This is a genomic window from Actinoplanes sp. NPDC051405, assembly GCF_055586185.1.
The window spans coordinates 130,007-155,401 of the sequence record NZ_JBVJIR010000009.1; the positions used below are offsets into that span (position 1 = coordinate 130,007).

27 protein-coding genes are annotated in these 25,395 nt (G+C 71.3%); 17 read left to right on the forward strand and 10 right to left on the reverse strand.

The genetic code is table 11. The annotated features are described in order from the left end of the window. Positions 1-10 precede the first annotated feature (10 nt). The 4 genes from ACZ6S4_RS20615 (at position 11) to ACZ6S4_RS20630 (ending at position 4,345) form a co-directional block, all read left to right on the forward strand. Positions 11-1,456 carry a sensor histidine kinase gene (locus tag ACZ6S4_RS20615; RefSeq protein WP_465476488.1) on the forward strand — a complete coding sequence of 482 codons (1,446 nt, stop codon included), beginning with the start codon at positions 11-13 and terminating at the stop codon, positions 1,454-1,456. A 72-nt stretch (positions 1,457-1,528) separates the two neighbouring features. Next, complete coding sequence (locus ACZ6S4_RS20620) at positions 1,529-2,413, forward strand: DUF5926 family protein (protein ID WP_465476489.1); 885 nt, start codon at positions 1,529-1,531, stop codon at positions 2,411-2,413. Positions 2,414-2,496: 83 nt separating this feature from the next. Next, positions 2,497-3,576, forward strand: coding sequence for a hypothetical protein (locus tag ACZ6S4_RS20625; protein ID WP_465476490.1), 1,080 nt, complete (start codon positions 2,497-2,499; stop codon positions 3,574-3,576). A gap of 28 nt (positions 3,577-3,604) precedes the next feature. Further along, on the forward strand, positions 3,605-4,345 hold the full coding sequence (locus ACZ6S4_RS20630; RefSeq protein WP_465476491.1) for a glycoside hydrolase family 16 protein: 741 nt from the start codon (positions 3,605-3,607) through the stop codon (positions 4,343-4,345). Between the two features lie 6 nt (positions 4,346-4,351). On the opposite strand, the gene ACZ6S4_RS20635 is transcribed toward ACZ6S4_RS20630, so the two are convergent. Then, positions 4,352-5,554: an arginine deiminase gene (locus tag ACZ6S4_RS20635; protein WP_465476492.1), complete on the reverse strand. Its 1,203-nt coding sequence runs from the start codon at positions 5,552-5,554 to the stop codon at positions 4,352-4,354. 341 nt (positions 5,555-5,895) lie between these two features. On the opposite strand from ACZ6S4_RS20635, the gene ACZ6S4_RS20640 reads away from it, so the two are divergent. The 5 genes from ACZ6S4_RS20640 to pheA all read left to right on the forward strand — a co-directional run bounded on the left by ACZ6S4_RS20640 (position 5,896) and on the right by pheA (position 9,405). Then, entirely contained in the window at positions 5,896-6,630 is a 735-nt protein-coding gene (locus ACZ6S4_RS20640) for a hypothetical protein (protein WP_212992398.1), read from the forward strand. Positions 6,631-6,765: 135 nt separating this feature from the next. Continuing rightward, positions 6,766-7,254 carry a hypothetical protein gene (locus tag ACZ6S4_RS20645; protein ID WP_465476493.1) on the forward strand — a complete coding sequence of 163 codons (489 nt, stop codon included), beginning with the start codon at positions 6,766-6,768 and terminating at the stop codon, positions 7,252-7,254. A gap of 75 nt (positions 7,255-7,329) precedes the next feature. Next, positions 7,330-7,722: an ACT domain-containing protein gene (locus tag ACZ6S4_RS20650; protein WP_212992339.1), complete on the forward strand. Its 393-nt coding sequence runs from the start codon at positions 7,330-7,332 to the stop codon at positions 7,720-7,722. Positions 7,723-7,792: 70 nt separating this feature from the next. Further along, positions 7,793-8,404: a hypothetical protein gene (locus tag ACZ6S4_RS20655; RefSeq protein ID WP_465476494.1), complete on the forward strand. Its 612-nt coding sequence runs from the start codon at positions 7,793-7,795 to the stop codon at positions 8,402-8,404. 44 nt (positions 8,405-8,448) lie between these two features. Next, on the forward strand, positions 8,449-9,405 hold the full coding sequence (pheA, locus tag ACZ6S4_RS20660) for a prephenate dehydratase (protein WP_465476495.1): 957 nt from the start codon (positions 8,449-8,451) through the stop codon (positions 9,403-9,405). 70 nt (positions 9,406-9,475) lie between these two features. Here the strand turns inward: pheA and ACZ6S4_RS20665 are convergent, their stop codons facing one another. The 3 genes from ACZ6S4_RS20665 to ACZ6S4_RS20675 form a co-directional block, all read right to left on the reverse strand. Beyond that, the gene (locus tag ACZ6S4_RS20665) at positions 9,476-10,210 is read right to left on the reverse strand and encodes an AIM24 family protein (RefSeq protein WP_465476496.1); all 735 of its coding nucleotides are present in this window, start codon (positions 10,208-10,210) and stop codon (positions 9,476-9,478) included. Positions 10,211-10,273: 63 nt separating this feature from the next. Then, the gene (locus tag ACZ6S4_RS20670) at positions 10,274-10,636 is read right to left on the reverse strand and encodes a metallopeptidase family protein (protein WP_465476497.1); all 363 of its coding nucleotides are present in this window, start codon (positions 10,634-10,636) and stop codon (positions 10,274-10,276) included. Positions 10,637-10,681: 45 nt separating this feature from the next. Next, positions 10,682-11,110 (reverse strand): OsmC family protein, encoded by a 429-nt coding sequence (locus tag ACZ6S4_RS20675; RefSeq protein ID WP_360546536.1) that lies wholly within the window; start codon positions 11,108-11,110, stop codon positions 10,682-10,684. Between the two features lie 67 nt (positions 11,111-11,177). Between ACZ6S4_RS20675 and ACZ6S4_RS20680 the strand changes: the two genes are divergently transcribed. The 4 genes from ACZ6S4_RS20680 to ACZ6S4_RS20695 all read left to right on the forward strand — a co-directional run bounded on the left by ACZ6S4_RS20680 (position 11,178) and on the right by ACZ6S4_RS20695 (position 15,021). Beyond that, the gene (locus tag ACZ6S4_RS20680) at positions 11,178-11,939 is read left to right on the forward strand and encodes a hypothetical protein (protein ID WP_465476498.1); all 762 of its coding nucleotides are present in this window, start codon (positions 11,178-11,180) and stop codon (positions 11,937-11,939) included. Positions 11,940-11,987: 48 nt separating this feature from the next. Continuing rightward, the gene (serS, locus tag ACZ6S4_RS20685) at positions 11,988-13,280 is read left to right on the forward strand and encodes a serine--tRNA ligase (RefSeq protein ID WP_465476499.1); all 1,293 of its coding nucleotides are present in this window, start codon (positions 11,988-11,990) and stop codon (positions 13,278-13,280) included. 122 nt (positions 13,281-13,402) lie between these two features. After that, a complete protein-coding gene (locus ACZ6S4_RS20690; RefSeq protein WP_465476500.1) occupies positions 13,403-14,215 on the forward strand; it encodes a Cof-type HAD-IIB family hydrolase in 813 nt (270 codons plus the stop codon). Further along, on the forward strand, positions 14,215-15,021 hold the full coding sequence (locus ACZ6S4_RS20695; RefSeq protein WP_465476501.1) for an HAD family hydrolase: 807 nt from the start codon (positions 14,215-14,217) through the stop codon (positions 15,019-15,021). Before ACZ6S4_RS20690 ends, ACZ6S4_RS20695 begins: the two co-directional genes overlap by 1 nt. Here ACZ6S4_RS20695 and ACZ6S4_RS20700 read toward each other — a convergent pair. Further along, positions 15,018-15,593 carry a bacterial proteasome activator family protein gene (locus tag ACZ6S4_RS20700; RefSeq protein ID WP_212992349.1) on the reverse strand — a complete coding sequence of 192 codons (576 nt, stop codon included), beginning with the start codon at positions 15,591-15,593 and terminating at the stop codon, positions 15,018-15,020. The genes ACZ6S4_RS20695 and ACZ6S4_RS20700 overlap by 4 nt on opposite strands. Before the next feature lie 35 nt (positions 15,594-15,628). After that, positions 15,629-16,456 carry a dimethylargininase gene (gene ddaH / locus ACZ6S4_RS20705; RefSeq protein ID WP_465476502.1) on the reverse strand — a complete coding sequence of 276 codons (828 nt, stop codon included), beginning with the start codon at positions 16,454-16,456 and terminating at the stop codon, positions 15,629-15,631. 68 nt (positions 16,457-16,524) lie between these two features. Between ddaH and ACZ6S4_RS20710 the strand changes: the two genes are divergently transcribed. Further along, positions 16,525-16,983 carry an Lrp/AsnC family transcriptional regulator gene (locus tag ACZ6S4_RS20710; protein ID WP_396092635.1) on the forward strand — a complete coding sequence of 153 codons (459 nt, stop codon included), beginning with the start codon at positions 16,525-16,527 and terminating at the stop codon, positions 16,981-16,983. A gap of 36 nt (positions 16,984-17,019) precedes the next feature. Then, positions 17,020-18,858, forward strand: coding sequence for a beta-propeller domain-containing protein (locus ACZ6S4_RS20715; RefSeq protein ID WP_465476503.1), 1,839 nt, complete (start codon positions 17,020-17,022; stop codon positions 18,856-18,858). On the opposite strand, the gene ACZ6S4_RS20720 is transcribed toward ACZ6S4_RS20715, so the two are convergent. From ACZ6S4_RS20720 to mobA, 3 genes are read right to left on the reverse strand one after another with little or no spacing between them, the layout of a single operon-like run. Further along, positions 18,855-19,943 (reverse strand): T3SS (YopN, CesT) and YbjN peptide-binding chaperone 1, encoded by a 1,089-nt coding sequence (locus tag ACZ6S4_RS20720; protein WP_465476504.1) that lies wholly within the window; start codon positions 19,941-19,943, stop codon positions 18,855-18,857. The genes ACZ6S4_RS20715 and ACZ6S4_RS20720 overlap by 4 nt on opposite strands. 57 nt (positions 19,944-20,000) lie before the next feature. Next, the gene (locus ACZ6S4_RS20725; RefSeq protein ID WP_465476505.1) at positions 20,001-20,243 is read right to left on the reverse strand and encodes a DUF6457 domain-containing protein; all 243 of its coding nucleotides are present in this window, start codon (positions 20,241-20,243) and stop codon (positions 20,001-20,003) included. Positions 20,244-20,271: 28 nt separating this feature from the next. Continuing rightward, complete coding sequence (mobA, locus tag ACZ6S4_RS20730; RefSeq protein WP_465476506.1) at positions 20,272-20,898, reverse strand: molybdenum cofactor guanylyltransferase; 627 nt, start codon at positions 20,896-20,898, stop codon at positions 20,272-20,274. A gap of 89 nt (positions 20,899-20,987) precedes the next feature. Here mobA and fdhD point away from each other — a divergent pair, with 89 nt between their 5' ends. Together fdhD and ACZ6S4_RS20740 are read left to right on the forward strand one after the other, a co-directional pair. After that, positions 20,988-21,815, forward strand: coding sequence for a formate dehydrogenase accessory sulfurtransferase FdhD (fdhD, locus tag ACZ6S4_RS20735; protein WP_465476507.1), 828 nt, complete (start codon positions 20,988-20,990; stop codon positions 21,813-21,815). Between the two features lie 73 nt (positions 21,816-21,888). Further along, complete coding sequence (locus ACZ6S4_RS20740; protein WP_465476508.1) at positions 21,889-23,541, forward strand: alkaline phosphatase D family protein; 1,653 nt, start codon at positions 21,889-21,891, stop codon at positions 23,539-23,541. 61 nt (positions 23,542-23,602) lie between these two features. On the opposite strand, the gene ACZ6S4_RS20745 is transcribed toward ACZ6S4_RS20740, so the two are convergent. Beyond that, positions 23,603-25,393 (reverse strand): DUF4192 domain-containing protein, encoded by a 1,791-nt coding sequence (locus ACZ6S4_RS20745; protein WP_465476509.1) that lies wholly within the window; start codon positions 25,391-25,393, stop codon positions 23,603-23,605. Positions 25,394-25,395: the final 2 nt, after the last annotated feature.

Consider the following 25,395-nt stretch of genomic DNA (forward strand, 5'->3'; position numbering starts at 1 on the left):
ACTCGCAGACATGCCGGATCGTCCCGACTACGCCGCGCTGACGCGAGGGCAGATCGAGCTTCTGAGGCGGATCAACGCCGGTGAGGCCGGCCTGGCCGTGCTGAACCAGCTCGTCCGCCTCGCCCAGGACGTGCTGGGCGGGCTCGGCGCCGGCTTCTCCGAGTACAGCCCCGGGCACGGCCGGATCATCGCCGCCAGCGGCATCTGCGCCCGCGCGCTGGGCCGCCGGGTCGACCGCGCGGACGCCCGCCTGACCACCGGCAGCCGGACGCAGCTCGTCCCGCTCGACGACGAGACGGCCGCCCAGATCGACGGCGGCGAACGCCACCGGGTGCTGGGTGCCCGGTGCGAGATCGGTGGCCTGGTCGTCGGCTCCCTGTTCGTCTACTACGGCGAGGAGCACGACGAGCCGGGCCCGGAGCACCACGAGGTGCTGGACCTGCTCGCCACCAACGTCGGCCACATGTACGGCGACCAGGCCGGCCTGCCCGTGCACGGCGACGGCCCGGTGGTGGCCGCCCTCTCCGACGGGCTGACCATCATCGACCGCGACGGCATCGTGCAACTCTGGAACCCGGCCGCCGAGCAGCTCACCGGCCGTACCGTCGGCGAGATGCTGGGCCGCCCGCTGCAGTTCCCGGTCCCGCCGCCCGGCCAGGTGCTGGTCCACCGGCTGCCGTCCGGCCGGCTGCTCAAGGTCACCGCCGGGGATCTGCCCAACACGGCCGCGATGCGGGTCGTCACGTTCCGGGACTCCACCGACCAGGACCGCCGGCACGAGGACCGCGACCTGTTCGTCGCCGTCACCAGCCACGAGCTGCGCACCCCGGTCACCGTGATCAAGGGGTATGCGGACACGCTCACCAACCACTGGGAGACCCTCGGCGAGGACGGGCGCCAGGAAGCCGTCCGGGTGATCGGCGCCCGCGCCGGTGAGCTGGCCCGGCTGGTGGACCGGCTGCTCTCGGCCACCAGCGACGACGGTGAGGTCGGCGCCCACCCGCCCGGCCCGTTCGATCTCGTCGACGGCCTGCGGCACGCGGCCGGGCAGCTGCCCGAGGATCTGCGCCGCCGGCTGGTGCTCGACCGGCTGCCGGGCGAGCTGCCGAAGGCGTTCGGCGACCGCGACTCGCTCGCCACGATCCTCACCGAGCTCGCCACCAACGCGGACAAGTATTCGGCCCGCGACACCGAGGTCGAGGTGGGCGCCGAGGCCGACGAGACGACGGTGACGTTCCGGGTCGCCGACCGCGGCATCGGCGTCAAGCCCGAGCACGTCGAACGCGCCTTCGAACGCTACTGGCAGGGCGAGTCCCACGACCGCGGCCGCAACCCGGGCGCCGGACTGGGCCTCTACCTGGTCCGCCGCATCGTGGAACGGCAGCACGGCTGGGTCTCGCTGCGCCCCCGCGAGGGCGGCGGCACGGTCGCGGAGGTCCGGCTCCCACGGGCCTGACCTGATGATCCTTTTCGCCGCGGACGGCCCGGAGTGCCTGGATCCCGCGGCCACCGCCTAGGCTGGTTCGCCGTGAGCAAGCGTCGAAATCCCCGCGCGGCCGCCAACGCGGCCCCCAAGCGCCAGAAGGTGCGTGACATCTTCGTCGCCCGGCCGTTCGAAGGCCTGGCCGACGAGCCGGAGTGGATCGCGCTGCGCGAGCTGGTTCCGGCCGCTTCCGCGCCGCTGACCCTCAAACCGGAGATCATCGAGGAGTACGGGGACCGTCCCGTCACCCTCTCGACGGTGCTCCCGATGGCCTGGCCGGCGATGACCCGCCAGGACGGCCGGGTCTTCGTCGGGTTGCAGCGGCACGTGCAGTCCGGGGACGTGTCCCGGGACATCGCCGTGGCGATCCTGTGTGCCCTGCGGACCGAGCCGGGCGACACCGTGGCGGTGCCGGCGCTGCCGGGCGAGGGCCCGCGGCTGCAGGACATCCTCATGGACGGCCCGCTGGACATCACGATGCACGACGGCTTCGAGTACTGGCTCGACGCCGAGCAGGCCGAGGACGCGAACGTGAAGGCGTCGCTGGAGCGGGCCAACGCCTCGATCTACCCGACCGTGCGGCTGGGGGTGCCGGCCGCGTACTGGTGCCGCGTGCAGCCGGACAAGTCGCACGTGCGCTGGGTGCTGCCGCAGGAGGAGGACCCGGCGCTGGACGCGCTGGCCCGCCTCTCCGCGAGCGGCGACCTGCTGCTCGGCGAGAACACCAAGTTCGCCGGCATGTTCCGGGCGCACGGCCTGCTGGTCCCGGTCTGGGACGTCCCGGGTGAGCCCGAGGCCGGCGACTGGGAGGCCCCGCTGGCCGACTTCGCGAAGCGTTACACGGACATCCTGGCCGAGACTGCCCCGCTGGACGCCGCGGCCCGCCGCGCCAAGCAGGGCCTCGTGAGCCGGCAGCTGACGCTGCGCTGACCGACCGACCCGTTCGGCGGGGGCCCGGGCGCCCTCGCTGAACGGGTCGGACAGGTTGGCTCTGATTCCGTACAGTGCGGGCCATGCGCACGTCTATCGCTGTTTCGATGGCAGCGGCAGTGCTGTCATCCCTGCTTCCGGCCGCGCCGGCACTCGCCGCGCCGGCGGCGGACACCGCGCCGCCCGAGGTCCACTCCATCACCTTCGCCGAGTCCGCCGTGACGGTCTCCGGCCTCGAGACCCACTTCGTGCAGGTGCGCGTCCGGCTCACCGACGAAACCGGTGTCCAGCAAACGGACTACGTGCCCAGCGACCAGGCCGCCAGCCCCGCCGTGCAGGTGAACGGCCAGTACAACGGCTACGTGGTGCTCCGGCGTACCGAAGGCACCGACCAGGACGGCATCTGGACCGGCTCGCTGCCGGTCACGTCGGTCTGGAGCGGGAAGATCGAACCGACCCGGGTCTTCGCGCTCGACAAGACCTTCCAGAACCAGCTGGACGTCGATCCCCGCACGATCATCGAGACGCCCAGCCTCGAGGTGCAGAGCTCGCACCGGCCGATGATCGAGATGACCTTCAGCCCGGAGCCGGCCACGAAGGGCCAGCCGGTGACCCAGCGCATCCGGGCCTGGGACGCCACCACGAACGCACCCTGGCCCAACCTGCCTCTGACGATCTCCTCGGACAACGGCTGCGTTGAGCCGGCCGGCTCGCTGTCCCGCCGCACCGGGGCCGACGGCACGTTCCAGCGCACGCTCAGCGGCGACGAGGCCCAGTGGCTGCAGTGCACCTGGGTCGCCGGCCAGGCCCAGCCGGGGCAGCCGTGGCCGCCGACCTACCTCGCGGTCACCAGCGCCCACGTCCGGTACACCCGCTACGTGGTGACCGCGACACCGGCCGCCACCTCGGCGCCGGCCGGCACGAACGTGAACGTCGACGGCAACGTCACGCCGCTCGCGGCGGGCAAGACCGTGCAGTTGCAGCGCCGCTACCCGGACAACACCTGGCGCAAGGTCGGCACCGCTCTGATCCGTGCCAGCGGCCGCTACACCCTCGTGGCGACCCCGCCCGGCCAGGCCACGTACTCGTACCGCGTCTACGCGCCGGGTGACTACCGCGCGGTCGGCGGCACCTCCAAGGTGTTCACGATCCGGGGCACCTGACCGGGCAGCACTTGGATACATTGCGTCGATGGAGGACCGCTTCGCCGGCGACGCGCTCGATCTCTCGGTGTGGTTGCCGCACTATCTGCCGCACTGGAGCTCGCGCGCGTCGTCCGCGGCGACGTACGTGGTGGCCGACGGCGAGCTGCGGCTGAGCATCCCGCCCGAGCAGGGCCTGTGGTGCGAGGGTGTGCACGACGGCCCGCTGCGCGTCTCCGGCATCCAGAGCGCGAGCTTCTCCGGCCCGGTGGGCAGCCCGGTCGGCGGTCAGCCGTTCCGCGACGGCCTGCTGGTGGCCAGCGAGGAGCCGGAGTTCTGGGGCTACACCCCGCTCTACGGCCACATCGAGGTGCGCGCCCGCGGCGTGCTGTCGCCACGGTCCATGATGGCCTTCTGGCTCTCCGGCATCGAGGACAAGCCGCAGCACTCCGGCGAGATCTGCGTGATGGAGATCTTCGGTGACGCGGTCCGGCCGGGCTCCGCCGACGTCGGCATCGGCCTGCACAAGTTCCGTGACCCCGGCCTGACCGAGCAGTGGTCCACTGTGCCGCTGCCCATCGACGTCTCGGAGTTCCACACGTACGCGGTCGACTGGCAGCCGGGATCGCTGGTGTTCAGTGTGGACGGCACGCCGGTGCGCACGATCGGCCAGTCCCCGAACTACCCGGTCCAGCTCATGCTGGCCGTCTTCGACTTCCCGGACAAGGCCACCGGCGGCGACGAGGTGCCGGTGCCCGAGATGATCGTCTCGCACGTCCTGGGCACCTGAACGACCTCAGCCCGGGATGCGCTCGATCGGGCAGCTCATGCAGCGCGGACCACCCCGGCCGGAACCGAGCTCCGAGCCGCTGATCGCGATCACCTCGATGCCGGCCCGTTCCAGCTGGGCGTTGGTCTCGACGTTGCGCTCGTACGCGACGCAGAGCCGGGGCGCGATGGCCAGCGTGTTGTTGCCGTCGTCCCACTGCTCGCGTTCGGCGGTGACCGGATCCAGCCCGGTGTCGATGATCCGCAGCCGGTCGATGCCCATCGCCTCCGCGGCCGCGTCCAGGAACGGCCGGGACGGGCCGACCACCGGCTCGCCGTCGAAGCCCGCGGTCACCGGGTACGCCCGCAGGGTGTCCGCGATGTTGGGATACATCACCACCGCGTCGACGTCGACCATCGTGCAGACCGTGTCGAGGTGCATGGTCGCGCGTTCCTGGGCGATCGGCACCGCCAGGATCGTGTGGGCCAGCCCGGCGGCGAAGACGCGGCGGGCGAGGCGCTCGGCCCCGGCCGGCGTGGTGCGCTCGCCGACCCCGATGGCCAGCACGTTCGGCGCCAGCAGCAGCACGTCGCCGCCCTCCACGTGCTCCAGGCCCGGCTGGTAGAGCAGCTCGGTGCCCGCGAACCGCGGGTGGTGGGTGTAGATGGCCCGGGTCAGGGTGGTCTCGCGGTTGCGGGCCGGCATGGCCAGGCTGGTGACCGCGACCTGATCGCGCACCCAGACCGAGGAGTCGCGGGTGAACAGCAGGTTGGGCAGCGGGTCGATGACGAAGTCGAGGCGGTTCATGAGCTGGTAGACCAGCCCGCCCGACCGTCCGGGGCCCGGCTTGACCTCCTCGTGCGCCAGGCCGGCCATGAGCACCTGGGCCAGCTCGCGGGGGGCCAGGTCGGCCAGGTGGGCCGCCACCCGCTCGCGCAGGGTGTCGCCGAGGCGCGGAGTGTTGAGCACGCTCTCGGTCAGCGCCTCCCGCGCCGCGTCCACGGCGAGCGTCTCCTCGAGGAGTTCGCCCAGGTAGAGCACCTCGACGCCGCGGTCGCGCAAGGCGGCCGCGAACGCGTCGTGCTCCTCCTGGGCCCGGCCCACCCACGGGATGCCGTCGAACAGCAGGGAGTCGTTGTTGCGCGGGGTCAGTCTCGCGAGCTCGGCGCCCGGCCGGTGCAGCATGACCGTGGCTAGCCGGCTCACTTCGCTGTCGACGTAGTGGGCCACGGGTCGAGCCTAGGGGCTGACGGGCCTCGGGGCGCGCCCACCGGCGAGGGTGATCACTGGCGAGCCGCACGGCCCGGAGCCATGCTGTGACTTAGCGCGCAGAAATTTGAGACAACGCTGCGCGATCAAGGTAGGTAAGGCTAACTTGGCGGGGACGTTTCGGATTCTCGGGGAGCCCTAGGTCGTGTGATGCACCATACGGAAAAAGTACTTGTGCGTGAATGCGGCATTCATCCCCACTCATTCCGCTTTCTTTCCGGTCCGATGACTTGCTTGAGTACCGGGTCCAACACTTACCGTAGTGGAAAGAGAGCCCGATGGACCTTTTGCCGGAGGTCGCAGTGACTGTCTTCCCCGCACGTCCCGCCCTGCCCGTGCCGTCTCGCAACTATCCACCCGCCATCGATCCTCGACGCACCGCACCGCCCGCGGCGCTCGAGCCTCGCCAGAGCCCCGTCGAGTGGGCCCGCCGTCGGCGCGCTGAGCGCGACGCCCGCCGCCTCGAGGCAGCCGGTGCCCGCGCACTGACGCGCCTCGACCGGCTCGGACCCGCCTGGCACATCGTCGACTGGCCCCGCACCGACTCGCTGGGCTACGAGAGCGACCCCACCGACGACCGCGCCGGATTCCTCGCGATCGGCCCGGGCGGCGTCTACGCCGTCACCGTCGCCGACCACGGCCGCGCCCGGGTGCTGATCGCCGGGGACGTCGTCCAGATCAACGGCAAGCGCCCGGCGTACGTGGCCGAGGCTCGCCGTGACGCCAAGCGGGCCGGCCGGGCCATGAGCTCCGCCGTCGGGCTGAGTGTGCCCGTCACCCCCGTGCTGGCATTCGTCGGCTCCGGGGTGATCAGCGTGCACGGTCTGCCCAAGGACTGCCTCGTGGCCACCCACAAGGAGCTCGACCGGTTGCTGATCGCCGGTGGTGCGCGGATTTCACCCGCCACCGCCAGCAAACTCTCAGCGGTGGCGCAACACCCGGCCACCTGGGCAAACGCCCCTTATCGGCCGAACGGCGACTACCGGTGGCTGCCAAGCGGCCAAACGGCCGCTGACAAGCGGGCGACCCGCCGGTAACGTTCCCTGCAGAGCACCGCTTGCCGTCGAAGGTTGACGTGAGCGACGCCGGCCGGACACTCGAGGAGCCGAGGCTAAGCTTCGGACGCGGGCAGTCCGGCCGGAGTCAGGTCACGCCGGTCCGGGACGGCACGGATGAAGAGGGAGGTGCGGGTGGCGCACGTCGAGCTCTCACTCTCGGGAGCGTTTGTGCCGCAGGCGCGTACGCCGGCCGAGTCCGAGTTCGTCTCTAGCGTCGACCGCTGGGCGGCGACGGTCTGGCAGGCTGTCGAGCCCTGTCTGGTCATCGACACGGCCTTCAGGATCGTGGCCGTGTCGCCGTCGGCGAGCGAGCTCCTCGGACTGGGCAAGGGCCTGGACGCGGTCGGGCAGCCACTGCTCGGCGGCGAGGGCTCCCTGCGCCTGATCGACTTCACGGCCGGCGGGGGCGACCTCACCGAGCAGGAGATCGAGAAGATCCCGCCGCTGCTCGCCCTCACCAGCGAACAGCTGGCCCGCGGCCTCATGCGCGTCCAGCCCAACGGCGAGGACAGCCACCTCACGGTCGACGCGATCGCGAGCCCGCTGTCCGAGGGCGGCCGGGTGGCCGCGTCCCTGACCTTCTTCTCGGCGATCCGGTACTAGTAACCCGTTCGTGTGGCGATCAACGCACCGGCTACCCATTGGGATCGTGGGGGTCCGGACCGTAGTGTTCCCTTCATGCTCGATCTAGATCTGCTACCAGCGGAGTACGCGGTGTGCCGGCTGCCGGCCGGTTCAGCCCTGCCGGCCTCCCTGAGCAGCGGTCCGGACGACAAGAGCGTCATCTCGGTGACCTGGGCGCCCGACGAGCTCTCGGTGATCTGCCCGGCCGACCGGGTGCCGGAGGGCGCCGTCGTCGAGGCCGCCTGGCGCTGCCTGCGCGTCGTCGGCCCGCTGGACCTCGCGCTCACCGGAGTGCTGGCGTCGCTGATCAGTCCGCTGGCCGCCGCCCGGGTCAACATCGTCGCCTTCTCCACGTACGACACGGACTATCTGCTGATCCCTCAGGTGCGGCTCACCGAGGCGGTCGACACGCTGACCGCCGCGGGTCACCGGCTCGCCTCCGCCTGAGGTTCTTCGTCCGCCTGGATTCACATCTCCTGAGGGGCGCGTTCCCGGCCGGACGACCTACCATGGGCCCGTGCTGCGCATCGTCTGCTGCCGATTCCTGGCACTCGCCGGGCTCGTGACGCTGCTCGCCGCGTGCGGGGAGCCACCGGCCCCACCGCTCACCGCGCCGCCGGACGCGCCGAGCGGGGTCAGTGCCTCCTCAGGTGCGGCGTATCCGCTGCCCAGCGGCATCACAGCGCCCGTACCGGTGCCCACCGGCGGGTTCCCACCGGCCACCGTGCCGACGCTGCCGTACGTACCGCCCGCGACGCTGCCGCAGGTCACCACGACGCCGCCGCGGACCACCACGCCGACCACCGCCGCGCCCACCCCGACGACGCCGCCGGCCCCGAAGTGCCGCAGCGGGCCGACCGCGGCGCAGGTGGTCGCGGTCCTGAAGGGCCTGCCCGGAATCCCGGACCGCCGGCTGGCCGTGTCCGACGGGCCGTTCTGCGCGGGGTCGTGGCAGTTCGCCCAGGTGCAGATCGCCGGCGAGGACCCCAAGAAGGCCGAGCAGCTCTTCGTCGTCACGACCGGCACCCCGACGGCCCTCAAGGTGATCGAGGCGGGCACGGACGTCTGCAGCGTCGAGGTCCAGACCAAAGCCCCGGTGGGCATCCGGGTCCGGGCCTGCGGCGCCTGACCGGTACGGGGTCAGCGGCGCCCGTTGCCGCTAGGCTCGCTGGCATGCCGGGAAACCCGCCCACCCGCTTCGTCTACCTCGGTCCCGAAGGCACTTTCACCGAGCAGGCGCTGCGCACCATCCCCGCCGCCGAGCACGGCATCCGGACGCCCGCCCGCAGCGTCCCCGAGGCGCTTGAAGCGGTCCGCGCCGGTGAAGCGGACGCCGCGCTCGTGCCGCTGGAGAACTCGGTCGGTGGCGCGGTGCCGGTCACCCTGGACGAGCTCGGCACCGGAGCGCCCCTGGTCATCACCCGCGAAGTGGTGCTGCCGGTGGAGTTCGTGCTGGCCGCCCGCCAGCTCATCGGCCTGCACCGGATCCGGTCGGTGGCGGCCCACCCGCAGGCCTCCGCCCAGTGCCGCAACTGGCTAAGCACCCACCTGCCCGACGCGGTGGTGGTCGACGTCCTGTCGAACGCGGCCGCGGCGATCAGCGCGGCCAACGGCGAACACGACGCGGCTATCTGCGCCCCGATCGGCGTACCCCGCAACAACCTGACGATCCTCGCGGAGAAGATCTCGGACCACGCGGACGCGGTGACGCGCTTCGCCCTCCTGACCCGCCCGGGCCGCCCCGCGCCCCCCACCGGCGACGATGTGACCTCCCTGGCCGTGATGATCGACCACGACCGCGTCGGGGCGCTGCTGTCGGTGCTGACCGAACTGGCGGTCCGCGGCATCAACCTGTCCCGCATCGAATCCCGCCCGACCGGCGAGCAGCTGGGCGTCTACGTCTTCTTCCTGGACTGCACCGGCCACGTCGCGGAACCCCGGCTGGGCGAGGCGCTGCAGGGGCTGCGGCGGATCTGCGCGGAGGTGCGCTTCCTGGGGTCGTACCCCCGGCACCGCTGGTCGAAGGCGGCGGCCGAAGAGCCGGCGCCGTCCCAGCCGGGCCTGACCAACGCGGACTTCGCGGACAGCGCGGCCTGGCTGTCCCGCCTGCGCTCCGGCGAGCCCAGCTGACCGCCCCACCACCTGCTGTGCCGCCCGGCCCTGACGGGCCGGACGGCCGCCTGATCTTGATCCTGAGAAGCTAGTTCCCCAGCAGGTTGCCGAGGATGCCGCCCTGCTGCTGCTGGCCCTGGGCGGCGCCGGCGAGACCGCCCGGCGGCTCCTCCGACGGCTGCACGACCACGAAGCCCTGACCGGCGAAGCTCATCGTGAAGCGCTCGCCCGTGCTGCGGCCCAGCAGGGTGCCCAGGCCCATCTGCTCGGCGCGGTGGTAGCCGGTCTGCAGGTTGGCCGACCAGCAGATCGCCGCCTGCGGGTCCACATAGGTCGGCTGGTCGACGCTCAGCACGACCGGGGTGCCCTTGGTGGTGACCGCGATCCGGCCGTAGCCGGAGAAGACGCAGTTGAACAGGCCCGCGTTGGACATCATGCCGACGCCCTGGACCATCTTGATGTCGTAGTTCAGGGTGCTGTCGAAGGCGAGCACGTTGGCGCCGTTGATGGAGAGGGCGTCGCCCGGCTCGAGGTCGATGATGTGGATGTCGGCGGCGTTCTCCGCCAGGAACACGTCACCGCGGCCGCTCACCTTCATCAGCGGTACGCCTTCGCCGGTGAGCTTCTGCTTGAGGAACTTGCCGATGCCGCCCGAGCCGAGGGCTTCGAACTGCACCTGGCCCTGGTACGCGACCATCGTGCCGACCCGGGCCATGAACTCGCCGTTCAGCTCGGCCTTGAGAAGTTTCGAGTTCTGCAGTCGCAGTCCCGGCTGGTTCGATTCCTTCTCGAGGTTGTCGGCCGAGAACAGTTCGCTGCGCATTGGGTCCTCCTGTTGGCGTGGAGTACCAGGGTAAGCGCCCTCAGCAACGGCCGGGTCCGCCTTTCAGCCCCATCCCAGCTCGTGCAACCGCTGGTCGTCGATCCCGAAGTGGTGGGCGATCTCGTGGACGACGGTGATCGCCACCTCGTCGATGACGTCCGTCTCCGTGTCGCAGACCTGCAGCGTGGGCAGGCGGTAGATGGTGATCCGGTCGGGCAGCACGCCGGCGTAGTCCCAGCCGCGGTCGGTCAGCGCGGTGCCCTCGTACAGGCCGAGCAGGCCCATGCCGCCGTCCGGCGGCAGGTCCTCCACCAGGATGACCACGTTGCTCATCACTTTGAGCAGTTCGGGCGGTACTTCGTCCAGGGCCTCGCCGACCAGGTCCTCGAAGCGTTCACGGCTCATCTCGACCGGCACGCCGCCCATTGTGCTCCACCCGCGAGCATGCGCGGGTGGAGCACGGGTCGGGCGTCAGGCGAGCTTGGCGCTCAGGGTGATCTCGGCGCCGGGCGACAGCAGCCGGGAGATCGGGCAGTTCTCCTTGGCGCCTTCGGCGATCTTGGCGAAGGTGCCCTCGTCGATGCCGGGGACGTCGCCCACGGTCTCGAGGTCGATGCGGGTGACGCCGAAGCCGGCGTCGCCCTTGTCGAGGTGAACCTTGGCGGTGGTCTCGACGGAGGTCGGCGTGAAGCCGGCGTCCGCGAGGCCCTTGGAGAACGCCATCGAGAAGCAGCCGGCGTGCGCGGCGCCGATGAGCTCCTCGGGGTTCGTTCCCTCGCCCTCCTCGAAGCGGGACTTGAAGGAGTAGTTCCCTTCGTACCCGCCCTTACCGGTCTTGATGGTGCCGGAGCCCTCGGTGAGATTGCCCGACCAGCGGGCGGAAGCAGTGCGAATAGGCATACGCCTGACGCTAGTCCATGTCCGTGAGCACTGGTCGGTGGACCGGGTACGGGCAATGATGGATCTCATGCCGGAGACCGGAGAGGCCGTCGTCGAGTTCGGCCCGGACGACGACGCGGAACGCCCGCCGCGACGCCGTGCGGCCGTCGGCGATTTCCTGACCGGGCTCGCCGGTGACCGCCGGGTCGTGCCGCTCGCCGCGGCCCTGGGCGGGGTGGCCCTGTTCGGCTCGCTGGTCTCCGAGTGGCAGCTCACCGAGATCGACCGCACCGCCCTGGGCGACGGCGAGGTGGGCACCCGGCCGTTGCAGACCATGCCGGCCGACCTGGGCGCCTGGGGTGGTGGCTATCTGACCGGCTTGCTACTGCTGGTCGCCGCCGTGGTCCTGACGCTGTTCGGTCCCCCGGCCGGCCGCCGGTACGCGAGGCTCACCGCGCTCAGCGTCGGCGGGGCTCTGCTCGCGATGGTGGCGGCCATGGGTTCGTATCTGGGTGACATCAGCCGGACCGTCGGCCAGCTCGCCCTGACCAACCTGGAGGAGGACCAGGTCACCCTCTCGCACGGCCGGGGCATCTGGTGTGCCGGCATCGGCCTGGTGCTGGTCCTGGTGGCGATGATCCTGGCCGGACGGCACCAGAGTGCTCCGCCCGGGCCGGCCGACACCCCGGCTGACGCAGCCGAGCCGGTCGAGACCTTGGCACCGGTCTGGTCGTGGCGGCGCCCGCCCACCAGCGACGAGGACGAGCCGCCCGACGCGCCGTTCGACCTGACCGTGACCGCCGCGCAGCCGTTCACCACGTCCCAGGACAACACCGACAAGCCCAGCTGAGGCATATCGGGGTGAAAGCGGGACATCGTCGCCGGTAGGCTCGTCGTCGTGATTGACCTGCGTCTCCTCCGTGAGGATCCTGACCTGTTCCGCGCCAGCCAGCGTCTGCGCGGCGAGTCCCCGTCGAAGGTCGACGACCTGCTGCGCGCCGACGAGGAGCGCCGGGCCGCGACCCAGAGGTTCGAGGCCGTCCGGGCGGAGCAGAAGTCCCTCGGTGGTGAGGTGTCGCGGGCCAAGGGCGACGAGCGGGCCGCCCTGCTGGCGCGCACCAAGGAGCTCAGCGCCACGGTCAAGGAGCTGCAGGCGGCGACGGTCCAGGCCGACCAGGCCCTGCGCGAGGCGCATCTGGCGGTGCCCAACCTGGTGCAGGACGGCGTCCCGCCGGGCGGCGAGGACGACTTCGTCGTGCTGCGCGAGGTGGGCGACCTCCCGCGGATCGAGAACGCGAAGGACCACCTGGAGATCGGCGAGGCGCTGCGGGCGATCGACACCGAGCGCGGCGCCAAGGTGTCGGGCTCGCGGTTCTACTTCCTCACCGGGGTGGGTGCCCTGCTCCAGCTGGGCATGCTGCAGCTGGCCATCGCCCAGGCCGTCGAGCACGGCTTCATCCCGTCGATCACCCCGGCGCTGGTCAAGCCCGAGGCGATGGAGGGCACCGGGTTCCTGGGCGCGCACGCGAGCGAGATCTACCGGCTCGAGGCCGACGACCTCTACCTGGTCGGCACGTCGGAGGTGGCGCTGGCGGCGTACCACTCCAACGAGATCCTCGACCTGGAGAAAGGTCCCGAGCGGTTCGCCGGCTGGTCGTCGTGCTTCCGCCGGGAGGCCGGCTCGCACGGCCGGGACGTCCGCGGCATCCTGCGCGTGCACCAGTTCGACAAGGTGGAGATGTTCTCCTTCTGCAAGCCGGAGGACGCCGCCGACGAGCACCAGCGGCTGCTCGCCATGGAGGAGGAGATGCTGGCCAAGGTCGAGATCCCGTACCGGGTGATCGACGTGGCGGCCGGTGACCTCGGTTCCAGCGCGACCCGCAAGTTCGACTGCGAGGCCTGGGTGCCGTCGCAGGGCCGCTACCGGGAGGTCACCTCGACGTCGAACTGCACCACGTTCCAGGCGCGCCGGCTCAACATCCGCTACCGCGACGAGGACGGCAAGCCGCAGACGGCCGCGACGCTGAACGGCACGCTGGCCACCACCCGCTGGCTGATCCCGATCCTGGAGAACCACCAGCAGCCCGACGGCTCGGTACGCGTCCCCAAGGCCCTCCAGCCGTACCTGGGTGGCCGGGACGTCCTCGAACCCCCATCCAACCGCCCCGCCCGCCACCCGAAAACGGACTGAAGACCGTCCGTTGACGATCTGGTAACCGGTCCGCTACCTCATGGCATAGCCGCTGGTAGCCGGGCCGGTGTAACGTTTTCCTTCCGCCCTCCGCGGGGGTTGTCACACCCTCGGAGGAACACATGGCCAAGCCTGGACTGCCCAAGCTGATCGCCACGGACCTTGACGGCACGCTCGTGCGCAGTGACGACACCGTGTCCGCGTACACCCATGAGGTCCTGCAGCGGGTCCGGGCCGCCGGCATCCGCATCGTCGGCGCCACCGGCCGTGGCCCCCGCCTGACCAGCCTGGTCCGCAGCGACATCCGGGACGCCGACTTCCTCGTGCTGGCCCAGGGCGGCTGGGTGATCGACCAGCAGGAGGGCCAGATCCTGCGCAGCGAGCGGCTCCCGGGCCGGGACCTGGCCGCCGTCCTGGCCGATCTGGAGGCCGAGGCCGGACCGCTGTCGGTGATGGTCGAGGCGCTCGAGCACGACGACTCGCCGCTCTGGGGCGACTACGACCCCACCTGGCGGTACCCGGTCGTGGTCGAGCGCCGCTCGCGCGCGGAGTGCCTGACCGGCGACGTGATCAAGGCTTTCGCGCGGTCGTTCGACCACCACGTCGACGACCTGCTCGCCGTGGCCCAGCGGATCGTGTCGCCGGACGTGGCTTCGGTCACTCAGGCGGGCCTGAACTACATCGAGATCTGTCCGCCGGGCGTCGACAAGGGCACCGGCCTGGCGGTGGTCGCGCAGGCCGTCGGCGTCGACCCGGCCGACGTCCTGGTGTTCGGCGACATGCCCAACGACCTGCCGATGTTCGCCTGGGCCGGGTGGAGCCGGGTGGCGGTGGGCAACGCCCACCCGACGCTGCTGGCGGTCGCCGACGAGGTTACTCTGACCAACGACGAGGACGGCGTGGCGGTCTATCTGGACCGGCTACTGTCGAGGTGATGCCACCCTTTCGCCTTGTCGCTTCCGACATCGACGGCACCCTGATCCGGACCGACGGCACGCTCAGCCCCCGCACCATCGGGGTCCTCGATCAGCTGTACACCCGCGGCGTCCCGACGGTCCTGGTGACCGGCCGGCCGGTGCGCTGGCTGCGCCAGCTCTACGACCAGATGGCCGAGCCGCTGCCGGCCGTCTGCGCCAACGGCGCCGTGGTCTACGACCCCGACACCGACGAGATCCTGCGGGCCGCGCCGCTCTCGGTCGAGCTCCTCATGGACGTGACCCGGCAGCTGCGCGAGGCGGTGCCCGACGTGGCGCTGGCCGTCGAGGTCGAGGACGGGCGGAGCTTCTGGTACGAGGAGAAGTGGCCCCTGCACTGGGACGGCGAGCACAAGCAGGTCCGCGTGCTCGCCTCGCCCGAGGAGCTCACCTCCGTGCCCGCGGTCAAGCTGCTCGCCCGCTCGGCCAGTTACGGCCCGGACGACTTCGCCGAGCTGGTCAGCCGCACGCTGGGCGGGATCGCCGAGGCCACCCACTCGTCGTCCTCGGCGCTGGTGGAGATCTCCGCCGCCGGGGTGACCAAGGCGGCCGGGCTGGCCTGGCTCTGCGAGCGGGAGGGCTTCACCGCCGAGGACGTCGTGGCCTTCGGGGACATGCCGAACGACCTGCCCCTGCTGGCGTGGGCAGGCCGTTCCGTGGCGATGGGCAACGCCCATCCCGCCGTCCGTGAGGTCGCCGACGAGGTGACGCTCACGAACGACGAGGACGGCGTGGCCGTCTATCTCGAGAAGCTCTTCGACATCTAGAGGTACTGGCCGGTGCGGCCGCTGCCGTCGCCGGCACCCTGGCTCGGCATGCCGGGAATGACGCCGTTGGGGCCCATCGGCAGGGCCGGGCGGCCGGCGCCACCGCCGCGCATCTGCTCCAGCTGCAGCCGGGCCGCCATCTGCTGCGCGACCAGAGCCGCCTGGATGCCGTGGAACAGGCCTTCCAGCCAGCCCACCAGCTGAGCCTGGGCGATGCGCAGCTCCGGCTCGCTGGGCGGCGTCTCACCCTCGAACGGCAGCGACAGCCGTTCCAGCTCCTCCTGCAGCTCGGGCGCGAGGCCGTCCTCGAGCTCCTTGATCGAACGCTGGTGGATCTCGCGCAGCCGGCCCCGGCTCGCCTCGTCCAGCGGCGCCGCCCGGACCTCCTCGAGCAGCTGCTTGATCATGCTGCCGATCCGCATGACCTTGGCGGGCTGCTCGATCAGGTTGCCGGGCTCCTCGGGCTTGAGGTTGCCGTCGGTCCCCACCGTGCCCAGGGGGCGGCCGTCGGGGCCCACCACGATGACGGAGTCGTCTTCCTGCTGGTCTGTGGTGCGGGTGTCGTCGGTCATACGATCCATCTTGCCGCAGCCGGCCCAGTGCCCGATCAGGGGCGTAGCTCCGCGACCGCGCATTTGACCGATCCGCCACCGCGCTTGAGCTCGGTGAGCTCCACCAGCACGGGGGTGTAGCCGTGCGCCCGCACCTTGTCGGCCATCGCCGTCGCCTCAGTGTTGAGAATCACGTGATGACCGTCACTGACCAGGTTGAGACCGAAGGCCTCGGCGTCGGCCCGGTCGGCGATGACCGCGTCCGGGAAGAGCTGGCGCAGCACGCGCTGTGAGGCGGCGGAGAACGCGTCCGGGTAGTACGTGATGTGCCGGTCGTCGAGCGCGGCCAGCGCGGTGTCCAGGTGGTAGAACGCCGGGTCGACCAGCTTCAGCGAGATCACCGGCCGGCCCAGGACCTCCTGAGCCTCGGCGTGCGCGGCCGGGTCGGTGCGGAAGCCGTGACCGGCCAGGATCAGGCCGCCGTACGCGCCGGGCAGGTACGCGAAGTCGCCCTCACCCTCGTTGACGTGCTCAGGATCGGCGAACGTCCACGGGCCACCGGCGTAGAACAGCTGATGGGCGGCAGCCTCGGCGGCACGCTGGGGAAACTTGAACCGCGCGCCGTAGACCCGGCCGTCGACGGAGAAGGCGCCGTTGGCCGCGTAGACCATGTCCGGCAGTCCGGGCCGGGCGTCCAGGACGTGCACGGCATGCCCCAGGTCACTGAGCGTGTCGCGGAGCAGGTGCCACTGCTTGAGCGCGAGGGCCGGGTCGACCGGGACGGTGGTGTCCATCCAGGGGTTGATCGCGTACTCGACCGTGAAGTGCTCGGGCGGACACATGAGATATGTCCTGTTTCGCGGCAAGCGCTCCGTGTGGCTCATGAGGTAAAGGCTAGGTACGCTGGCACGGCGGAAAACAGCCCTAACTCTTGCTCGTCGGAGGCGAATCGTTGCGGATGGACGCCGTTGACCAGCGAATCATTGCGTTGCTCGTGGCGGACGCGCGCGCCTCGTACGCGGAGATCGGCGCGAAGGTCTCGCTGAGCGCGCCCGCGGTGAAACGACGCGTCGATCGGCTGCGCTCCAGCGGGGTCATCAAGGGATTCACGACCGTCATCGAGCCGGCCGCCGTGGGGTGGACCACCGAGGCGTTCGTTGAGCTGTTCTGCACCGGGCGGACCACTCCGGCCCAGATCACCGTGGCCACCCGGCGCCATCCCGAGGTCGTGGGGGCGTACACGGTCTCCGGTCAGGCCGATGCGCTCGTGCACCTGCGGGCCGCCGACATCGGGCACCTGGAGCAGGCCCTCGAACGGCTGCGGGCCGAGCCGTTCGTGACCTCCACCCGCAGCATGGTGGTGCTGTCGCGGCTGGTCGAGATCCCCACCCCGGTGCCCGCGCCGAATTAGCCGGAACCCGGGACGGTCACCCAGCGTCCCACCCCCATGTCGCGCCGTCTGCTGTTCTGCGCCGTCCTGGCGCTCACCGTCCCGCTCGCCGGCTGCACCGCTGATTCTCCAGCACCCCCTCCTCCGCTGCCCACCTCCGGCGGGGGCGCGATGCGGCTGGTCGCGTTCGACTCCTGCCGGCAGCTCGGCGACGATCTGCGCAAGGCGGCCAAGGCCAGCGTCGGGCCGTACGGTCTGCCCGGCAGCCAGCTGGCCTATCCGGAGGCCCTCCGCGACGGCGCCCGGACCATGGCCGACGTGGCCGGCGCGGCGCCGGCGGCCGCGGCCCCCGACTTCTCCGGCACCAACGTGCACGAGCAGGGCGCCGACGAACCGGACCTGGTCAAAACCGATGGGCGGCGGATCGTCACCGTCGGCAACGGCACCCTCCGGGTCATCGACGTCGCCACCCGCAAGGAGACCGGCAAGGTAGCCCTCGATGCCGGCATCCCGGGAGGCGCGCTCCAGCTGCTGCTCGCCGGCAATTCCGCCCTGGTGCTCGTGCCGACGGCCGGCTACCGGACCTACATGTCCGATCGCCCGGACCCGGGCGAGCAACGGGCGCAGGTGCTGCTGGTCGACCTGACCGGCGCTCCCACTGTGGTCAGCCGCTACCGCGGGGAAGGCAACCTGATCGACGCCCGGATGACCGGCAGCACCGCCCGGGTCGTCCTGCGCAGCGCGCCGCGGATCAAGTTCCCGATCGACAGCGGCAGCTCTGACGACAAGAAGCGGCTCGCCGCGAACCGCGAGGCGATCGACGCCGCGCCGGCCGAGGCCTGGCTGCCCCGCTGGGAGGTCACCGACAGCACCGGTACGACAAAGGGCCAGGCGGACTGCGGCCGGGTCAGCCGGCCCACCGACTACTCGGGTGCCGCCCTGGTCAGCATCCTCACCTTCGACCTGACCAGGCCGACCTTGGGCAGCGGCGACCCGGTCTCGGTCGTGGCCGACGGGGACACCGTCTACGCCACGCCGGACAGCCTCTACCTCGCCAACGACGACGGCTGGCGCTTCGACCGGCTCCCCGGCCGCATCCCGGACCGGGAACGGCAGCGGACCGAGTTCTTCAAGTTCGCCCTGACCGGCAATCAGCCGCCGGCCTACCGGGCGTCCGGCACCGTGCCGGGCTACCTGATCAACCAGTACGCGATGTCCGAATGGGACGGACACCTGCGCGTCGCCACCACGGACGGCACGACGGAACGCTCAGCCGTACGGGTGCTGGCGGAGCGCGACGGCAAGCTGGTGCAGACCGGCATCGTCGACGGGCTCGGCCAGGGTGAGCGGATCTACTCGGTGCGCTTCATAGGCGCCCGCGGCTACGTGGTCACGTTCAAGCAGACCGACCCGCTCTACAGCCTCGATCTGCGCGACCCCGCGAAGCCCACGGTCACCGGCGAGCTGAAGATCACCGGCTATTCGGCCCACCTGCAACCGGTCGGCGAGGACCGGCTCATCGGCATCGGCCAGGAGGCGGACGGCAACGGGCGCGTTCAGGGCCTGCAGGTCTCTCTCTTCGACGTGGCCGACCCGAAGAACCCGAAGCGGCTCGCGCAGTACCACCTGCCGGGCGCCTACTCCGGCGCCGAGTACGACCCGCACGCCCTGCTCTGGTGGCCGTCGACCCGCATGCTGGTCGTGCCGGTGGAGTCCCGCGGCGTGCTGGCCCTGCGGGTGACCGACGACCTCACCCTCACCGGCGAGGTCAGCCAGACCAGGCTGCTGCGTTCGCTGGTCATCGGGACCGAGCTGTGGACGCTGTCGGAGAACGGCCTGCGGGCCTCCGACCTGTCCACGCTGGACCAGCTGGCCTGGGTGCCGCTGGGAAACTAGAGGTACATCCCCGGGCGGTGGTCGTCGCCGTCCTTGGCGTCCTTCGGCGGGGCCGGCTTGTCACCCTCGCCGAAGAAACGCTTGCCGCCGAACTCCCCGTGCAGCCGGTCGTCAAGCTCGTCGGCCAGACCGGTCATCACCTGCACGGCGAGCATGAGATGGGTGGCCTGGAAGTTGCGGCCGAAGACCGGGATCGACGCCCACACCGTGTCCTGGGCGCAGTAGAGCCGGCCGATCGGCATCCTGTTGGTCAGCTCGGACAGCTTGACGTAGAGCTGTTCGGTCGGCTCCACCTCGGTGAGGATCGGCGAGAAGACGTCGACCAGCGGCGGGTTGTCCCGGCACCGGACGAAGACCATCGCCGAGCCGGCCCGGATGCCGATGTCCCCGTCGGTGTCGACCTGCAACTGGTCGACGGTGGTCTTGCTCATGGTGGCGACGACCGTGCGCACCCGCTCCTCGAGCGGGATGACCTCGTCGGCGGCGTTGGCCAGCGCCTCGGAGAGCACGCCGTCCTCGTCCAGATCGTCGAGGCTGAGCTCCTCGTCGATGCTCGGCTCGTGCCGGGCGGTGCCGATCGGTGCGGTCTCGATCGGCTCGTCCTCGTCGTCGTGCACGAGGTAGACCAGGAACGCCGGGTGCGGGGCGCCGTACACGTCGCGCAGCGTGCGGGACACGACCGTGGCCAGCTGCTTGGCGCCGTCGGTGGTGGTCCGCAGGCCGAACGAGTCCCGCGAGCCGGGCAGCACACCCGGCGGGGACCAGCCCAGCGCGACCAGGTCGGCGACCGAAGCGCGGTTCATCCGGAACCCCTCCGGCAGGCCGGCGTTGCCGACCGCGAGCGCCTCGATGACGCCGTCCGGCAGCACCCGCATGCTCACCGAATAGACGGCGGTGCCGGTGCCCGAAGCGGTCGGGTCGAGCGTGATGTCGACGTGCGCGCCCTCGGCCAGCGTGGGCAGCAGCGTGGATAGCGCGCTCGCGAACTCCCGCCAGGCCTCGGTCACCTTCGCCCGCAGGTCGGCCGTGGTCGGCTCGTCCAGCAGCACGCCCTCAGGCTGGTCAGCAGTGTTCTCCGCCGTCATGATCGGTACCTCCGCCCGCCACCCTATCGAGCGCGCGGCGCGCTCACCGGCCGCGTCTCATTCCCGGCCGTCGGCCGGCCAGTCCAGGGCCAGCGAGCTGAGCCGGGCGGCGACCTCCGCCGGGTCCGCGCCGCGGCCCACAGCAATACCCATCAGGTACGCCGTGACGGGCGCACCCGGGCGCACGACGTTGTGGGCGACATCGCGGGCGACGTCCAGCACGGATTTGGCCTCGACGTCGTCGGGGCTCAGCCCGAGCTCATCGCAGGCCGCCGCGATCCAGGTGTCGAGCACGTTCACCGGCTTGCTGCTCGGTTGTCGCGTGCGGTCATCGGGCCCATTCCTCGGCGGTGCGGAGGTCGTCGTCGGTGTCGCAGTCGAACCAGGGCGGCGGCCCCGGGCGGCGCCAGGACACCTCTATGAAGCGCAGCTGGTCCATGAGCGCGTGCATCGGGGCGCCGTGCAGGCTGCCCCGCTCCTCGGCGACCCGCTTCAGCGCGTCCCGCAGAGCCGTCGTCCGCCAGACCCCGCAGAGCGACTGCAGCCGTCCCTCGGCGTCCCGGTAGACCGCGCCCTGCATCGGCGCCGACTCGACGGTGAGCCGCAGCACGTCGATGGCCTCGCCGGTCAGCAGCGGCAGGTCGGCAGCGAGCAACGCGGTGAAGCTGACATCGGCGGGAACCAGCTCCAGACCGGCAGCGGTCGCGGCGACCGGGCCACCACCGGGCGGCTGCTCCGTGGTCGAAGCGACCGGCACCGGAAGATCGGGAGGCACGCGCCCGACCACCACCTGCGGGTCGGCATCGTGCACCGCGGCCAGGACACGCGTCAGCATCGACTGCCCGGCCACCGGGATGGTGGGCTTGTCCGCACCACCCATCCGACGTGCCGCACCGCCGGCCAACACCACCGCCGCGAATCCCCCCACGTACGTACCGTATCCCGTGGGGGACATGAGCGTGACTGTGCGGACGGCATTGCGCCGTGCGCGGCTGCCGGCTCGCGCCCTGACGTGGGCCGCAACGGCCGACATACGCTCGGGTGATGGCGCGCACGATGAACCGGCGACCCGTGATGAAGATCGACCTGGATGGGACGGCCGAGCCGCGGCGGCGCCCCGACGACCTGGCCGCCGAGGAGCCGCTGGAGATCCGGCTGCGCAAGACCCCGCTGGCCGTGACGATGCGGACCCCGGGGCAGGACATCGACCTGGCCATGGGCTTCCTGCTGACCGAGGGCATCATCCGTACGGCGGCCGACGTGGTCACTGCGCAGTTGTGCGCGGGCACTGACACGCCTAACACGTACAACGTGGTCGACGTGGTGCTCGGTGCGGACGTGCCGCCGCCGGTGACCGACCCGAGCCGCAACTTCTACACGACCAGCTCGTGCGGGGTGTGCGGCAAGGCCAGCATCGACGCGGTCCGCACCCGGTCGCAGTTCGACGTGGCCGCGGACGACAGCACCGTGCCGGCCCGGGTCCTCGCCGAGCTGCCGGACCGGCTCCGCGCGGCCCAGCGCACCTTCGACCGTACGGGCGGGCTGCACGCCGCCGGCCTGTTCACCGCCGAGGGGGAGCTGGTGGTGCTGCGCGAGGACGTCGGGCGGCACAACGCCGTCGACAAGGTGATCGGCTGGGCGCTGCGCGAGGGGCGGCTGCCGCTGACCGGGCACGTGCTGCTGGTCTCCGGCCGGGCCAGCTTCGAGCTGACCCAGAAGGCCTGGATGGCGGGCATTCCGCTGCTGGCGGCCGTGTCGGCGCCGAGCACGCTGGCGGCCGAGCTGGCCGACGAGGCGGGGATGACGCTGGTCGGTTTCCTGCGCGGACAGACCATGAACGTGTACGCGGGGACGCAACGCGTGACCGTCTGAGCTTCGTACGGTCTTCCTCGGCCCTTCACCCGGGCCACTTGGGTAGGACATTCACGGTCATGAGGCTGCCGGCATGGCACTCTCACGACGTACTCTCCTGCTCAGCAGCGCTGCGGTGGGCGCGGCCGGCGCCGCGAGCGTCTGGCCGTTGGCTGCCTCGGCCGCGCCGTACCGCGGGCCGCTGCGCAACGACCCGTTCACCCTCGGAGTGGCCTCCGGCGACCCGGAACACGACGGCTTCGTGCTCTGGACCCGGCTGGCCCCGACCCCGCTGGCCGACGACGGCCTGGGCGGCATGCCGTCCCGCGACGTACCGGTGCAGTGGGAAATCGCGGCCGATGCCCGCTTCCGCCGGATCGTGCGCCGCGGCGTCACCGTCGCCCGGGCGGCAGCGGCGCACACCGTGCACGTCGAACTGCACGGGCTGGCGCCGGCCCGCGAATACTTCTACCGCTTCAAGGCGGAGCGGTACGTGTCCCCGACCGGCCGGACCCGTACGGCCCCGGCGCCATGGGCGAGCGGCGGCACCCTGGCGATGTCGTTCGTGTCCTGCTCGCAGTACGAGCACGGCTACTTCACCGCGTACCGGCGGCTGGCCGAGGATGAGCCGCAGCTGATCCTGCACCTGGGCGACTACCAGTACGAGTACGGCCCGGACACGTACAACATCCCCGGCGGCAACCCGCGCGACCATCAGGGCCCGGAGACGGTGACCCTGGCGAACTACCGCCAGCGGCACGCCCAGTACAAGAGCGACCCGGACCTGCAGGCGGCGCACGCGGTCGCGCCGTGGGCGGTGGTCTTCGACGACCACGAGATCGAGAACAACTGGGCGGACGAGGTCCCGGAGCAGCCGGACCCGAACTTCCTGGCCCGCCGCGCCGCGGCCTTCCAGGCCTACTACGAGAACATGCCGCTGCGCCGAACCTCGATCCCCCGCGGCATCGACATGCAGCTGTACCGGCGCCTGCACTGGGGACGGCTGGCGACGTTCCACATGCTCGACACCCGTCAGTTCCGCGACGACCAGGGCTGCGGCGACGGCTACAAGGACTGCCCGGCCGCAACGGACCCGGCCCGCTCGATCACCGGCGCAAAGCAGGAGAAGTGGCTGCTGGACGGCTTCCACCGCTCGACGGCCCGCTGGGACATCCTGGGCCAGCAGGTCTTCTTCGGCCAGCGCGACAACAACGCCGGCCCGGCGAAGGTGGTGAGCATGGACTCGTGGGACGGCTACGCGGCCTCCCGCGACCGCATCACCCGGGGCTGGGTGGACGCCGGGGTCCGCAACCCGGTGGTCCTGACCGGCGACGTGCACGCCCACTGGGCGGACGAGCTGAAGCTGGACTACACGGACCCGACGTCGCGCACGGTCGGCACGGAGCTGGTGTGCTCGTCGATCACCTCCACGGGGGACGGGGCGGATGTGCCCTCGGGGCAGCACCCTTGGGCGGCCTGGAATCCGCATCTGCGCTTCTACAACAACCAGCGGGGTTACGTCCGGACGACGATCACGAAGGACGCGATGACGGCGGACTTCCAGGTGTTGCCGTATGTGACTCGGCCGGGGGCGGCTGTGCACACGCGGGCGAGCTTTGTGATCGAGGACCGGGTGCCTGGGTTGCAGCAGGTCGCGGACAACCCGACGCCGGGTGGGGCTGCTGTCCTGCGAGGTAGTGGGGATCTGGGGGCCGATACGGTCCGGCAGGAGTCTGAGAGGCCTTGATCAGTTCGGCCGGGCCATCCCGTTGATCTTGGATGGCCCGGCAGCCGGGCGCGACCGAGAGTCAGATCCGGCGGTGAGCCGCGCGGCGAGGCTTGGGGCCTCGTCTTTCGCGCTTTCCTGCTCCGTCGCCGGGCCGGGTTTCGGGTTCGGGTCCGACCCGGACCGGAAGCTTCTCGCGGCGCTTGACGCTGTCCGGTCTCGGGACGTGGCTGACCGGCCGTGGCCGGTCCCTGCTGTCCGCCTGTAGCTCGGCTTGGTCGGTTGCCTCAGTCGCAGGCTGCCGCTCGGGTCGGTCGGTTGCCTCTCTTGCGGACTGTGGCTTGGCCGGGTGCGTTGCCTTCCTCGGAGCCGCCTTCTCCGAGCCGGTGGGCAAGTCGGGCTTCGACTTCTTGGACCGCGCTTGCGGGGCACCCTCGCTTTCGTCAGGCTCGTCCGCTTCGGGGGAGGCGTCCATCGGTGGCAGGCCGTCCACGGCCGGCCAGCCGTCGAGCGTCGACGGGGGCAGCCCGGTGATGATCGCGGCCTGCATCAGCACCCCGAGCTGGTAGTCCTGCTTGTATTCGAGGGCTCGCTCCACGGCGACGCTGGCCAGCGGACCCATCCCTTTGCGCCAGGCCACGAAGGCCAGCAGCGCCGCCGGTGCCGAGCGGTAGCGGGTGTCCACCCGGCGAACCAGGTCCGACCAGAGCGCCAGCTCCCAGTCCTCTGTTCGCGTGCGGACCCAGGCGTAGTCACGGATCGGCATGTGCAGCAACAGGACGCCGAGCCATGCGGCGGCGTCGTCGCTGAGCCGGCCGCCGGTGCTGTAGCAGCGCTCCGCCTCGCGCACCGCCAACCGGCCCGCTCGTCGCACCAGGGCGAAGAAGTAGTCCTCGTCCGACACCAGGTCCGGGCGTTCGGCGACCTCGTCCGGTGCTTCCGGCACCGGCATCTTCAGACCGAGGCTTGCCCAGAGGACGTTGCCCAGGCGTAGTTCGGCCGATCCGGGACGGCTCCAGCCGCGTGCGGCCGCCGCGGCCTGCTGGGCGGTCGTTTCGTGGAAACGCGGAGCGCGGGCCGGGTCGCCGCGGCTTCCGCCGGTCGGCGAGACGGGCAGGTGCGGTAGGTCCGGCGCGTCGCTGCGACGTGCCTCTGTTGAGCCGCTGCCGGCCCGCTCCCGCCCGTCGAGCGAGCAGCTCGGCAGCCGGCCGTCGGGTATCGGGCTGTCAGGACGCGGGCCGTCGGGTGTCGGGCTGTCGGGACGCGGGCCGTCGGGTGTCTTGGCTTCCCGGGGCGGCGGGCGTTCGCCGGCGAGGGCCGCCAAGCGCAGGACCGCCCGCGCCGTTGCGGCCTCCATCGCCTTGCGATCGTCACCCGTCACCGGTGCGAGCTGTTCGGACAGGGCTTCCCGGTTCGGCAGCGCCACTGCCCCCGCGAAGGTCGCTTCGGCCGCCACCACGCTGTGCGCCGGCTCGCACGGCTGGCCCTCCGGTGGGCAGCACGTCGAGTCCGTGCACAGGTATGACCAGAACCTGCCGTCTTCCACGTGCAGCTCGTCGACGACCGCCGCGCCGGCCTTGCGGAATGCGTCCGCGATGCGCATCACTGCTGGTGCCACGCGGGGCTCTTCGCCGTACCCGATGATCGTGACCGCCTCGGCGTCCTGGCGCAGGACGACCGTTGCCAGGTGCAGGACCGCGGCCCGGGCCTCTTCCTCGGGTGCGTTGAGTTCGGGCAGGTCGATGCGCACGGCGAAGGTGATGAGCGTGCCCTGCATCGCCACCACGACGAGGCTGTCCGCCGGGTGGAAGCCGATCAGGAACGGCACGGCTGAGATGAGCTCGGCCGGTGAACTGACCATCTGCTTTTTCATGC

Bases quoted from the DNA above. Each gene is read 5' to 3' on its own strand.
- ACZ6S4_RS20615 (WP_465476488.1), top strand. From the start codon at position 11: ATGCCGGATCGTCCCGACTACGCCGCGCTGACGCGAGGGCAGATCGAG.
- ACZ6S4_RS20625 (WP_465476490.1), top strand. From the start codon at position 2,497: ATGCGCACGTCTATCGCTGTTTCGATGGCAGCGGCAGTGCTGTCATCC.
- ACZ6S4_RS20630 (WP_465476491.1), top strand. From the start codon at position 3,605: ATGGAGGACCGCTTCGCCGGCGACGCGCTCGATCTCTCGGTGTGGTTG.
- ACZ6S4_RS20645 (WP_465476493.1), top strand. From the start codon at position 6,766: ATGAAGAGGGAGGTGCGGGTGGCGCACGTCGAGCTCTCACTCTCGGGA.
- ACZ6S4_RS20650 (WP_212992339.1), top strand. From the start codon at position 7,330: ATGCTCGATCTAGATCTGCTACCAGCGGAGTACGCGGTGTGCCGGCTG.
- pheA (WP_465476495.1), top strand. From the start codon at position 8,449: ATGCCGGGAAACCCGCCCACCCGCTTCGTCTACCTCGGTCCCGAAGGC.
- ACZ6S4_RS20665 (WP_465476496.1), bottom strand. From the start codon at position 10,210: ATGCGCAGCGAACTGTTCTCGGCCGACAACCTCGAGAAGGAATCGAAC.
- ACZ6S4_RS20670 (WP_465476497.1), bottom strand. From the start codon at position 10,636: ATGGGCGGCGTGCCGGTCGAGATGAGCCGTGAACGCTTCGAGGACCTG.
- ACZ6S4_RS20675 (WP_360546536.1), bottom strand. From the start codon at position 11,110: ATGCCTATTCGCACTGCTTCCGCCCGCTGGTCGGGCAATCTCACCGAG.
- ACZ6S4_RS20680 (WP_465476498.1), top strand. From the start codon at position 11,178: ATGCCGGAGACCGGAGAGGCCGTCGTCGAGTTCGGCCCGGACGACGAC.
- ACZ6S4_RS20690 (WP_465476500.1), top strand. From the start codon at position 13,403: ATGGCCAAGCCTGGACTGCCCAAGCTGATCGCCACGGACCTTGACGGC.
- ACZ6S4_RS20695 (WP_465476501.1), top strand. From the start codon at position 14,215: ATGCCACCCTTTCGCCTTGTCGCTTCCGACATCGACGGCACCCTGATC.
- ACZ6S4_RS20700 (WP_212992349.1), bottom strand. From the start codon at position 15,593: ATGACCGACGACACCCGCACCACAGACCAGCAGGAAGACGACTCCGTC.
- ddaH (WP_465476502.1), bottom strand. From the start codon at position 16,456: ATGAGCCACACGGAGCGCTTGCCGCGAAACAGGACATATCTCATGTGT.
- ACZ6S4_RS20715 (WP_465476503.1), top strand. From the start codon at position 17,020: ATGTCGCGCCGTCTGCTGTTCTGCGCCGTCCTGGCGCTCACCGTCCCG.
- ACZ6S4_RS20720 (WP_465476504.1), bottom strand. From the start codon at position 19,943: ATGACGGCGGAGAACACTGCTGACCAGCCTGAGGGCGTGCTGCTGGAC.
- mobA (WP_465476506.1), bottom strand. From the start codon at position 20,898: ATGTCCCCCACGGGATACGGTACGTACGTGGGGGGATTCGCGGCGGTG.
- fdhD (WP_465476507.1), top strand. From the start codon at position 20,988: ATGGCGCGCACGATGAACCGGCGACCCGTGATGAAGATCGACCTGGAT.
- ACZ6S4_RS20740 (WP_465476508.1), top strand. From the start codon at position 21,889: ATGGCACTCTCACGACGTACTCTCCTGCTCAGCAGCGCTGCGGTGGGC.
- ACZ6S4_RS20745 (WP_465476509.1), bottom strand. From the start codon at position 25,393: ATGAAAAAGCAGATGGTCAGTTCACCGGCCGAGCTCATCTCAGCCGTG.